Source organism: Cylindrospermopsis curvispora GIHE-G1 (assembly GCF_014489415.1).
Taxonomy (GTDB): domain Bacteria; phylum Cyanobacteriota; class Cyanobacteriia; order Cyanobacteriales; family Nostocaceae; genus Raphidiopsis; species Raphidiopsis curvispora_A.
Window position 1 is genome coordinate 678,071 of sequence record NZ_CP060822.1, and the last position, 11,969, is coordinate 690,039.

The window sequence follows — 11,969 nt, forward strand, 5'->3', positions numbered from 1 at the left end:
AAACCATAATAAACTAATCTGTCTAACTTTGACACTGAGGACAAAAGTGACTAGAACGCCCACCCAGTTTAGTCCTTTGGATCATGCTACCACAAACCTTGCAGGGATCTCCCGCTCGGTTGTATACCCAAGCTTCACCACCATAATTGCCATTTACACCTTTGACATTCAAAAAGTTACTAAAAGTGGTACCACCAGCAGCTATACTAGCTGATAGAACCTCAATTATGGCCATTCTTAAACTCCTTATCTGTTTTTTGTCTATGTTTGTAGAGATAGTAGTTGGTAAAATACCACTTTTAAATAAAGCTTCATCAGCATAAATATTTCCTAAACCTGCTACTATAGACTGATCCAATAGGGCGGTTTTAATGGGACGACGGACCTTTGCCAGTTTAGTTGCCAAGTATTCAGGTGTGAACTCTACAGCAAAGGGGTCAATTGCTAGTTTGCCTAAACCTGTTATGATTTCCTCCCTCACTACCCCACTTGGCACATACCACATTTTACCAAAGGTACGTTGGTCTACAAACCGTAGTTCTTGCTCCTTGCCAAAAAACAATCTTACCCTGGTGTGTTTATGTAATGATTCCTCTTGATTTAACCATAACAATTGTCCAGTCATGCGCAAATGTACACCCAACCAAGCAGAAGAAGAAAGCTCAGCCAGCAGATATTTCCCGCAACGGATCCAGGATTCAATGGTGTTACCTTTAAGATCTCGAATAAACTGGTCAGCAGCAAAAGGATAAGCGACAGTGCTTGTAAGCAAAACATCTCCACCAGTAATCGGTTGATGGAGGGTTAATTGATTTAAACCCCTGCGGACTGTTTCAACTTCCGGCAATTCAGGCATAAGTGGGTGGGTGGAATTAAATATAAGATGAACATAACTATGATTGTGCCTCCCTACTTAGTTGGGTAGTTGCTGTTTGCAAGCTCAAATAATTTAGTTCCTTGAGGTTAACAAATTTGACCTTCCTCCAAACAAGTAAGTTTAGCACTGCTTAATTACTTATTTAGAGGATTACTAAGAGAATAATAAATTCCTAGAGGCGTGGTCAAGACACCTGGAGCTGAATAAAGTTTGATGAGTAGTGCTTATACCTACAGCCAGTGGTCTTATTTACTGGGTGGTTGTACTTCCAATAACTCACTCAGAGCGAAATTATTGGTATTCACACCACTGTAATTGACATTAGGAAAACGCACAATCACAGGATATTTAATGCCACTTTTATCTACGGAAGCAACAGTACCTACTTCTTGAAACCAGTAGGACTCGGGACGAAGGACACGAACTTTAGAACCGCGTTGAACCATGATATGTTCCCTTTAAATGATCACTTGAAAGCAAATAGGGTTATTTCCTTTCAGTTTAGAACTTTTTGTTCTATGGTCAAGAATCTGAATGAAATCTTAATAGCACTCAGTTAGCAAATCCCCAGGCAATATAGGGTAACTGACTTGCCACCGCTGTTACCTGGACCGCATTAGCTACTAACTGTCCACAAGCATCCCAGGTTCCCGACACAAAGGCAGTTTTTGTTCCCTGACCCATGAATACGGGTAGGGTTAAATCATGAATTTGTACTTGCAAATTTTCCACATCTATGGTAAGCAATGCCTGAGGATCAGCAGTAACTAGTTCTTGTAGTTGTCTAACTATGGCAGATTCAGCAGTGACGCAGGGTATACCCATAGCTACACAGTTACCAAAAAAGATTTCAGCAAAGCTTTCACCAATAATCCCCCTAATACCCCATTTAGCCAATGCTTGGGGGGCGTGTTCCCTGGATGAACCACAGCCAAAATTACGGTTGACTATTAATACTTTCGCCCCTTGATATTGGGGAAGATCAAAGGGATGTTGACCATTTAAGGCTTTTCGATCATCTATGAATGCTCCCTCCCCTAAACCGTCAAAGGTGATGGCTTTTAGGTAGCGGGCAGGTATAATCCTATCTGTGTCAATATCGTCTCCCACTAAAGGTAGGGCGCGATCGCTGATTTTGTTAATTTGATTTAGCATGTTTATGATCATTAATTAACTTTAATTACATTTCTGTTAAAAGTTCGCGCACATCAGCAACTTCACCCTTAATAGCAGCCGTTGCTACCATAGCAGGACTCATGAGCAGGGTGCGACCAGAAGCGGAACCCTGTCTACCCTTAAAGTTACGATTAGAGGAGGAGGCGCTAATTTGTCTTCCTTGTAATTTGTCAGGGTTCATAGCCAAACACATGGAACATCCTGGTTCGCGCCATTCAAAACCTGCTTGAATAAAGATTTGATCTAGACCCTCAGCTTCAGCTTGTTTTTTCACCCTTTCCGATCCAGGAACCACGAAGGCCTTCATACCCGGTGCAACTTGACGACCTTGGGCAATTTTAGCTGCTTCCCTCAAATCGCTGATGCGTCCATTAGTGCAACTACCAATAAAACAAACGTCTATTTTTGTTCCTTGAATGGGTTGACCAGGGTAAAGATCCATATAACGGTAGGCTTCCTCCGCTACAAACCTATCTTCTTCTGGTAGGTCTTGGGCGGCGGGTACTTTTTCATCTACCCCAATTCCCTGACCAGGTGTAATTCCCCAGGTGACTGTGGGTGGAATATCTTCCGCATTAAATACTACCACATCATCATATTCCGCATCCACATCACTCCGTAGAGATTGCCACCACTCCAGGGCTTCTTCCCAGGTTGCTCCTTGGGGAGCAAAGTCTCTATTTTTTAAATACTCATAAGTAATTTCATCGGGATTTACATATCCACACCTGGCACCGCCCTCAATAGCCATATTACAAACGGTCATTCTTTCTTCCATGTTCATTTGGGCAAAGGTGGTTCCCGCATATTCGTAGGCGTAGCCCACACCACCTTTTACTCCCAGGGTGCGAATAATATGTAATATCACATCCTTGGCATAAACTCCTGGGAGAAGATTCCCATTCACCTCGATTTTCCGCACCTTGAGTTTTGATAACGCTAAAGTTTGAGAAGCCAAAACATCACGCACCTGACTTGTGCCAATTCCAAAAGCGATCGCTCCAAAGGCACCATGACTAGATGTATGACTATCTCCACAGGCAATAGTCATACCTGGTTGTGTCAATCCTAATTCTGGTGCAATCACATGGACTATACCCTGATTTCCCGAACCGATATTATAAAAAGTGATGTCATTTTCTTGACAATTTTTTTCCAAGGCCCGGATCATTTCTTCTGCCATATTGTCCACAAAAGGACGTACTTGGTTATCCGTAGGGACAATATGATCTACCGTAGCCACAGTTCGGTGTGGGAACAATACCTTGAGACCCCTTTCCTTGAGCATAGCAAAGGCTTGGGGACTGGTAACCTCATGGATAAGATGGAGTCCGATAAACAGTTGGGTGAGTCCTGATGGAAGTGTGCCCACGGTGTGAATTTCCCAAACTTTGTCAAATAGAGTTCCCTTGCTCATACACTCAATGCTATATTTACTACTTAAAAGGAGTCTAACCCACTATCATATCAGATATATCAGAAAACTGGAATTTTAAAAACTGTTCACAGCAGCACGTAAATTACCTTTATGTGCTGCTAGTAGCTGTTGAGCCTCCTCCCTATCCAAATCTTTCCAGTGCATCAGCAAAGCCAGTTTTACCCACTTACCACTTCTTTCTAGTAAAGTCTCAGCTGCTTCCCTATTTAGGTCAGTCAAATCTCCTAATATCCTTAAAGCGCGGTCATGTAGTTTTTGATTAGTAACAGCGACATCTACCATGCGATTACCATAGACCTTGCCCAATTTGACCATCACACCGGTAGAAAGTATATTCAAAGCCAACTTGGTAGCCGTACCAGCTTTTAAGCGGGTTGAACCAGCCAAAATTTCTGGTCCAGTTAATAGGCGAATATCCACATCTGCTTCAACCGGAACCTGTTGTACAGGAACACAGGCAATAAAAATTGTTAAAGCACCCCGTTGACGTGCGCCATGTAATGCACCATGAACATAGGGGGTAGTTCCTCCAGCAGTGATACCTACCACCACATCGAGGCAATTTACCTCATGTTGAATGATAGCATTTTCCCCATCCTCTGCCAAATCTTCCAAACCTTCGGAACTGCGTAACAAAGCACCCGCACCACCAGCAATAATCCCCTGTACCAAATCCGGAGATGTACAGAAAGTGGGTGGACACTCGGCCGCATCTAATACCCCTAATCTCCCACTTGTACCCGCACCAATATAAAACAAACGTCCCCCTTGATGTAGCCTTGGGGCTATTTGTTCAATAGCTGCTGCCAACTCCATCTTAGCACCAGCTATAGCAGATAAAGCTTTTTGATCTTCGCTGTTGAATAACTCTACCAGTTCCAGAGCATTAAGTTGGTCTAGGTTTAAACTATGAGGATTTATCTGTTCTGTTAAAAGATGTCCGCGCTCTTGTAAGTTAGTCATTTATTACCCAATCACGTACTATTATATATTTCCTATATATATCTCGGAATTGGTAATTTTCAAAACCTCCTAGAAACAGAAAAATTGGCGAATTGTGATTGAACATACAGAACTGAACCATAGATAACAGTTTGATAATTTACAGTGGATTAAAAAAATGCTAGGGATTCCCCTAGTTACGGCTTTGTCCTTCAAAAAACATTAGAAAAACATTAGCTAAATTACTCACTTACACTGATGAGCATGACAAGAATAAGATCAAAACGCCTCCGGCGTAAGCGGGGTTCTGCCCTTCGACTGAGTTTTCCATGGCTATCAGCAGGAAACCTGGCTCCTATTGGGCGTGCTTGTATAACTGTGGCTATGCTAATTGTAATTGGCTGGGGCTATGCAGCTGTTGCAGCTGACCCACCTAAACTGGAAGACATTGCTAAACAGTCCGCTGATCTCAAAGTTGGCATTGACACCATGTGGGTGATGTTTGCCGGGATGCTAGTATTTTTTATGAATGCTGGTTTTGGTATGTTAGAAACGGGGTTATGTCGTCAGAAAAACGCCGTTAATGTACTGGCAAAAAACCTAATTGTATTTGCCCTTTCTACAGTAGCTTTCTGGGCCATTGGATTTGGCCTGATGTTCAGTGATGGTAACCCCTTCATAGGTTTTGGTGGTTTATTTTTACAGGGAGCTGATAATAGCCCAGCCATGGGGGATGCATATAAGGGAATTTTCAGTTCCCTCAACTGGACTGGTGTTCCTTTAGGGGCCAAGTTCTTCTTCCAACTAGTGTTTGCAGGTACAGCGGCCACAATCGTATCCGGAGCAGTAGCAGAAAGAATCAAATTTCTCAGCTTTCTCATCTTCAGTATACTCTTGGTTGGCTTGGCCTATCCCATCACAGGTCACTGGATCTGGGGCGGAGGATGGCTATACAAACTGGGTTTCTGGGACTTTGCTGGCTGTGCTGTGGTTCACTCCGTTGGAGGTTGGGCCGCTCTAGTGGGAGCCTTCTTGTTAGGGCCCAGAATTGGTCGCTACAATGAGGATGGTTCTGCTAACGCCATGCCAGGTCATAATATGAGTATTGCTACCCTTGGTTGTTTGATACTATGGCTAGGTTGGTTTGGTTTCAACCCTGGCTCTACTATGAGTGTATCAGATGGAACCGCTATTGCCCACATCGCCCTAACTACCAATACAGCTGGTGCCTTTGGTGGTATAGCAGCAACCATTGCAGCTTGGGCATTTCTAGGTAAGCCTGACTTATCTATGATTATTAATGGCATTCTAGCTGGATTGGTGGGAGTTACTGCTTCTTGTGCCTATATTAGTGTTCCCTCATCAGCTATTGTGGGTGCTATTGCTGGTATTCTTGTGGTGAGAGCGGTGCCCTTTTTTGACAAGCTAAAAATTGATGACCCAGTGGGAGCAATTTCCGTACACCTGGGTTGTGGTGTGTGGGGTACCTTAGCAGTGGGATTATTTGCTGAGGGGAACGTTTACTATCAGGGTGGTCCCACAGGGCTATTCTTTGGTGGTGGTATTGGACAACTTTGGACTCAATTTGTAGGTGTGTTGGCAGTGGGTTTGTTTACAATTCTCATATCTGGCATTTTCTTCCTCGCCCTCAAGTATACTATGGGTATTCGAGTTAAAGAATCAGAGGAACTGGAAGGTCTGGATGTGGGTGAACACGGTATGGAAGCCTATCCCGGATTTGTGAAGGAAGCATCCTCTCCTGATTTGATTGGTTTTGGCAATCGCTAGTCAAGGACCTGGGGGTGGAGACTGACGCGTTCACAAGCAGCAGCAATCAAAGATAAAGCAACTATGGGGGCAGTTGCTGCACGCAAAATGCGATCGCCTAGGGATACTGGCTGAAACTTGGCTAGGATGGCAGTGGCAATTTCTGTTTCTGTCCATCCACCCTCTGGACCTATGGCAACTACAATTTCTTTAATACTTTTAAGCGGAAGATTAATTATATTGATTAAATGGGGATAGCTACCCCTGGCCTGGCATATATAACATTGATAGTTAATATATTCACTTAGAGCAGCATTAAAAACCACGGGTTCCAATATGGTGGGAACAAAAGCGCGTTCTGATTGCTCCGCAGCTTCAGCAGCTATACGTCGCCACCGTTCTAGTCTTTGAGGACTGGGATTTAATAAAGTGCGATCGCTCAAAACAGGTAAAATAGAGGATACGCCCAGTTCTGTGGAGTAGCGAACCACGTCATCAAAAGCATTGCCTTTGGGTAAGGCCAGCATGAGGGTTATAGATAGGGGTAACTCTGTTTTTGGTGTCAGGGGTTGTAAAATCTGTGCCGTATCTGCTGTTAATCTGGTCAACCACCATTTACCCATGCCATCCATAGAAATAAATTCATCCCCATCTTGTAGTCTTAATACTCGTAACAAGTAATGTTTTTGTTGAGGGGTTAAGAGAACTTGGTTTTGTTGTAGTTGGGATGCTTGAATGGTGAGACGTTGCAGTTGGGCCATAGTTTACAATTAAACAACTGGGATCTAAAATCAGCAATTTACTACACTTTGAATTAGTTGCCATTTACGGTTATGTTCAACTTCTTGACGAACCTGGTCAAAGACTTGTCGGCAATGATTATCCAACTTTAATGGCAGTTCTTCACTCTTCACCACAAGATTTATCCATGTTTCATTTTCCGTTTTGGATTTATCAACTAACACTTCTATAGCTACTAACTTAGAAAATGCCACCTTACCAGGGATCTCACTAGCCATAATATAGTCATGGGAGTAAAATTGAACCGAGAATCCGCAATCCTGCAGTAGTTGGATTATTAGCGAGTGTAAATATTCAGCTTTGACAGCTATGAGAAAGGAAGAGGTATAACGAGCCATATTAGGTTCAAGTTTTTTGTAAAATGTAGATTCACAAGGTTATTCATGGAGTTAAAAACAGAGGGGGAACCCGAGCTTGAAAGGATTCCCCATTACCCACTATTCTGGTATGTCAATCAAAACATGATCATTTTCCACACGCAAGGGAAACACGGGTAAATTTTTTTGTTGGGAGACCATTCCCATTAACTTCCCAACTGCGGGAGGCCAAGGACACCAGGTTTTGACTTCCCCAGTAGCTAGGTCAAAAGCACTACGGTGAAATGAGCAAACAATTGTACCATTTTCAATTTTTGCGGATTTCATTGGTACTTTGAGGTGGGGACAGCTGTTTTCTACAGCATAATACTGGTTATCATGGTTTAACACCAATATATTTCTTTTTCCTACCCTTACCACTTCTCGACCTCCAGGTAGCAGGTCACTTGTTGCCAGAATTTTTTGCCACGCCATTGTTTTCTCCCCTAGTGTTAAGATTCAGTTTAAAGGTTAAAGATCACATTGTAAATCATTGGCCTTTTGGGTGAACCTACGATTTTCTCTATAGTCCACCCTACAATCTATCACGCTGGGAACATCTTGCACTAAGGCCTCTTTCAGGACGGGAATCAAATCAGTGGCTGAATCAACACGGTAACCCTTTAATCCCATGCTTTCTGCTAGTTTGACAAAGTCGGGATTGCCAAAATGCACAAAAGCTGCTTTACCCTTACCAAATTGATTTTCCTGTTTCCATTCGATTAGTCCATAGCCACCATCATTAAAAATTAGTGTGACAAACGGTGTGCCAACTCGCAATGCTGTTTCCAACTCTTGACAATTCATCATAAAACCGCCATCGCCGGTTACAGCCACAATTTTGCGGTTGGGATATACCAGCTTAGCCGCTAAAGCGCCGGGGATGGCAATTCCCATGGCCGCAAAACCATTGGATATAATACAAGTATTGGGACTATGACAATGGTAATGTCTAGCCATCCACATTTTGTGAGCCCCTACATCAGAAATAACAATGTCCTCTGGTCCCATGACCTGACGTAGATCATAAATTAATTTTTGTGGTTTAATAGGGAAACCATCATCCTGAGCATACTGTTCATAATCAGCTCGAATATTGCCCCTTAAACTAATAGCGTAAGGTTCCGGTTTACCATGTCTGTCAGCAATTTTTAAAATCTCATTTAGGGAATCAGAAATATCACCTATTACTTCTACCTGGGGAATATAACTACTATCAATTTCCGCTGCATCAGCTGCAATGTGAACAATGGGAATATTGCATTCCATATTCCATTTTTTGGGAGAGAATTCAATTAAATCATAACCAATGGCTATGACCAAATCGGCGTGATCAAAACCGCAGGCAATAAAGTCTCTTTGTTGGAGTCCTACAGACCATAGGGCTAAAGGATGGGTGTAGGGGATGACACCTTTACCCATAAAAGTATTAACCACGGGAATATTCATTTGGGTGGCAAATTGGGTCACAGCATCACTAGCTTGGGCGCGAATTGCCCCATTCCCTACTAAAATTATAGGGTTAATTGCCTGAGAAATCACTGCTGCTGCTGCGCGAATACTGGCAAAAGCTGCGTAGGTTTTCTCTAGATTATCCTTTTGCAGGGGTTTACCTTCTGCTGGCATGGCCGCAATATTTTCCGGTAAATCGATGTGAACTGCTCCGGGTTTTTCTGTTTGCGATCGCTTGAAGGCTTTTCTGACTATTTCTGGTGTAATACTGGGTCTAACTATCTGTTTATTCCACTTAGTAACTGGAGCAAACATAGCCACTAAATCTAAATATTGGTGAGACTCAATGTGCATTCTATCTGTTCCCACCTGTCCGGTAATTGCCACTAATGGTGCGCCATCCAGGTTAGCGTCCGCCACACCGGTCATGAGATTAGTAGCTCCGGGTCCTAGGGTAGAAAGACAGACCCCTGCTTTACCGGTTAATCTTCCATAAACGTCTGCCATGAATGCTGCACCTTGTTCATGGCGGGTGGTAATAAATTGAATGGAGGAGTTTTTGATAGCTTCTAAAACGTGAAGATTTTCTTCACCAGGTAAGCCAAAAACATACTCTACACCTTCATTTTCTAAACACTTTACTAATAGTTCTGCTGTATTCATTGATTTTCCTTGAATTATATCACTACCAACCATTAACTACTTAACCCAAACAGTCTTAATATTCACAAATTCATGCATACCTTGAGTACTTAATTCTCGACCATATCCGGAACGTTTAATTCCCCCAAATGGCAATCGGGGGTCTGATTTAACCATGCCATTAATAAATACAGCTCCTGCTTCGATTTCTGTAATTAGCCGCTCCTGTTCTTGGAGATTATTTGTCCAAGCACTTGCACCTAATCCGAATGGTGTGTCATTAGCCAGTTTAATGGCTGCGTCTAGATCTGGAACTCGAAATAATAAGGCTACTGGACCAAAAAATTCTTCTTGAGCAATGGGATGATCTAGGGGAATATCTACAATAATAGTGGGTGGATAAAAGTTACCATGACCCTCTTTTATGGGATAACCACCTGTGAGAATTTTGCCTCCACTGGCTATGGCAATTTGCACTTGATTATCTAGGTCTGCCAAAATTTTGCTAGTTGCTAATGGTCCAATATCTGTGTCATCTGCTAAAGGATCTCCAATTTTCAAAGTTGCAAATTTTGCCAATAGCATTTCCTCAAATCTATCAGCTATAGCTTCAGCCACAATTAACCGTTTCGCCGCTATACATGACTGACCATTATTGATCAATCTTGCTGTAACTGCGGTACTAACAGCTAATTCTAAATCCGCACTTTCTAACACTATGAATGGATCGCTTCCCCCTAATTCTAAAACAGTTTTTTTAATATGTTTACCAGATGCAACTGCTAAGGACACACCCGCTGGTTCACTTCCCGTTAAGGTGGCAGCCTTAATGCGATTATCTCCCATTAAATCTGCTACTTGTGTGGCTGGAATTAATAAGGTTTGAAATACACCTTGAGGAAAACCAGCACGATTAATAATCTCTTCTATAGATAGGGCGCATTGGGGAACATTAGATGCGTGTTTAAGTAATCCCACATTCCCCGCCATCAGCGCAGGTGCGGCAAACCGAAAAACTTGCCAAAAGGGAAAATTCCAGGGCATTACGGCTAGAATAACCCCCAATGGTTGATATTTTACCAGACTGCGACTGGCATCGGTGCTAATACTCACGTCGGCCAAGAAGTTGGGTCCATGTTCGGCATAGTAGCGACAGACTAAAGCACATTTTTCCACCTCAGCGATCGCAGATTTTAGAGTTTTACCCATTTCTAAGGTGATTAATTTCCCCAGATCGGTTTTTTCTCTTTCCAGAATATTGGCAGTTTCCAATAACCAGTGCGATCGCTCTACAAAGTTTGTATGACGGTAATGTTGAAAAGTCTGACTTGCTAAATGCAGTTTAGCTTCAATTTCCTCATCTTTCAGAGGTAAAAAGACCTTGAGAGTTTCCCCAGTGGTAGGATTAATGGTAGCAATAGCCACTTCCTGACCTCCCATAAAAAATTGCCTTAGGTTTTTTCTTAGTCTGACTTGACTCTATCACATAATCTAATATGGCAATTGAAAACTAGGAAACATTAATTAAAAATTTAAGTCTGGGTTTAAAAGAGAAATGGTAGATCACAATCAGGAACTACCATACATAAAACCTGGTGGTTTGTTTAATATTAGAGGAATTTGCTTTTTCTCACTTCAAATAATCTACGGGGTTCTTGGCGGTCCATCCTAAATCCTCACTAGCACGAACTTCAAAATGTAAATGTGGTTCTCTGGAACTGGGTTTTCCCGTAGCGCCTACAGTTCCCAACACTTGATTAACCTTAACTTGTTCACCCAACTTTACTTTAATAGATTCTAACTGGGCATAACGGGTTTGCATTCCACCCTGATGGTTAATAATAACTAAGTTACCATAGCTACCTTGCTCCTTGGCAAACACTACTACACCAGTAGCAGTAGCGCGGACAGGAGTGCCCACTTCCGCTAATAAATCAACCCCACTGTGGAAAAAAACTTGATTGGTGATGGGATGAATTTGCCAACCATAGGGAAAAGACACGCCAGTAGAATTAGATATGGGCAATCCCATAGTGGTGATAGACGCAGCAGACCTAGATGTGGGTTTGACCTGGGATGAAGAGGGAACAAATACCACCGTAGGATTTTGTTGACAACCATTCAGTTCAAATAGTGTATCTGGACGAACCCTATACTTTTTAGCTATTTGTTGCCAACTCTGACCATTTCCTACCTGCACCACCATCCCATCAAAAGGGGGAATTTGTAATTGGGTTCCCGGTATAACCTGACCATTACTGACTAACGGATTCATCTGCAAGATAGTAGCTGGCATTAGCTTATATCTTTCCGCTATAGTAACTAAGTTTTCACCTGGTCTAACTTGATGTTTTTTGATGCGAGACAAAGCAGGAGTTGAACAATTTTCTACAGCACTGACACTGGGCAGGTTTAGGTTTGAGGGTATTAATGCCAAACTAGTGGTCAAGCCAAAAAGAAAAATTGAAGGACAGCGAAAATTCATGTCAAGTCCAAAAATTGCTGACCACACCATTGT

Annotated in this window: 12 protein-coding genes; 1 reads left to right on the plus strand and 11 read right to left on the minus strand. The window is 42.5% G+C overall.

Features of this window, described 5'->3' with window-relative positions; genetic code table 11:
* Positions 1-22: 22 nt before the first annotated feature.
* From IAR63_RS03280 to murQ, 5 genes are all read right to left on the minus strand, one after another.
* Positions 23-856 (minus strand): DNA-formamidopyrimidine glycosylase, encoded by an 834-nt coding sequence (locus IAR63_RS03280; protein ID WP_187706582.1) that lies wholly within the window; start codon positions 854-856, stop codon positions 23-25.
* Positions 857-1,122: 266 nt separating this feature from the next.
* Positions 1,123-1,323 (minus strand): photosystem I reaction center subunit IV, encoded by a 201-nt coding sequence (locus IAR63_RS03285; RefSeq protein ID WP_006275840.1) that lies wholly within the window; start codon positions 1,321-1,323, stop codon positions 1,123-1,125.
* Positions 1,324-1,429: 106 nt separating this feature from the next.
* Positions 1,430-2,032, minus strand: coding sequence for a 3-isopropylmalate dehydratase small subunit (leuD, locus tag IAR63_RS03290; protein WP_057178516.1), 603 nt, complete (start codon positions 2,030-2,032; stop codon positions 1,430-1,432).
* Positions 2,033-2,057: 25 nt separating this feature from the next.
* On the minus strand, positions 2,058-3,470 hold the full coding sequence (gene leuC / locus IAR63_RS03295) for a 3-isopropylmalate dehydratase large subunit (RefSeq protein WP_057178515.1): 1,413 nt from the start codon (positions 3,468-3,470) through the stop codon (positions 2,058-2,060).
* A 75-nt stretch (positions 3,471-3,545) separates the two neighbouring features.
* Entirely contained in the window at positions 3,546-4,454 is a 909-nt protein-coding gene (gene murQ / locus IAR63_RS03300; RefSeq protein ID WP_115539206.1) for an N-acetylmuramic acid 6-phosphate etherase, read from the minus strand.
* 243 nt (positions 4,455-4,697) lie between these two features.
* Here murQ and IAR63_RS03305 point away from each other — a divergent pair, with 243 nt between their 5' ends.
* Entirely contained in the window at positions 4,698-6,221 is a 1,524-nt protein-coding gene (locus tag IAR63_RS03305; protein ID WP_223007702.1) for an ammonium transporter, read from the plus strand.
* Here the strand turns inward: IAR63_RS03305 and IAR63_RS03310 are convergent.
* The 6 genes from IAR63_RS03310 to IAR63_RS03335 all read right to left on the minus strand — a co-directional run bounded on the left by IAR63_RS03310 (position 6,218) and on the right by IAR63_RS03335 (position 11,936).
* Positions 6,218-6,961, minus strand: coding sequence for a 16S rRNA (uracil(1498)-N(3))-methyltransferase (locus IAR63_RS03310; protein WP_096546793.1), 744 nt, complete (start codon positions 6,959-6,961; stop codon positions 6,218-6,220). The two genes, IAR63_RS03305 and IAR63_RS03310, sit on opposite strands and share 4 nt — an antisense overlap.
* Before the next feature lie 30 nt (positions 6,962-6,991).
* Positions 6,992-7,339, minus strand: coding sequence for a hypothetical protein (locus tag IAR63_RS03315; protein ID WP_006275834.1), 348 nt, complete (start codon positions 7,337-7,339; stop codon positions 6,992-6,994).
* Between the two features lie 99 nt (positions 7,340-7,438).
* On the minus strand, positions 7,439-7,792 hold the full coding sequence (locus IAR63_RS03320; RefSeq protein WP_187706584.1) for a Rieske (2Fe-2S) protein: 354 nt from the start codon (positions 7,790-7,792) through the stop codon (positions 7,439-7,441).
* A gap of 36 nt (positions 7,793-7,828) precedes the next feature.
* Positions 7,829-9,472, minus strand: coding sequence for an acetolactate synthase large subunit (locus IAR63_RS03325; protein WP_040007987.1), 1,644 nt, complete (start codon positions 9,470-9,472; stop codon positions 7,829-7,831).
* A gap of 36 nt (positions 9,473-9,508) precedes the next feature.
* A complete protein-coding gene (locus IAR63_RS03330) occupies positions 9,509-10,876 on the minus strand; it encodes an NAD-dependent succinate-semialdehyde dehydrogenase (protein ID WP_071241881.1) in 1,368 nt (455 codons plus the stop codon).
* Between the two features lie 205 nt (positions 10,877-11,081).
* Positions 11,082-11,936: a LysM peptidoglycan-binding domain-containing M23 family metallopeptidase gene (locus IAR63_RS03335; protein WP_187707341.1), complete on the minus strand. Its 855-nt coding sequence runs from the start codon at positions 11,934-11,936 to the stop codon at positions 11,082-11,084.
* Positions 11,937-11,969 lie beyond the last annotated feature (33 nt).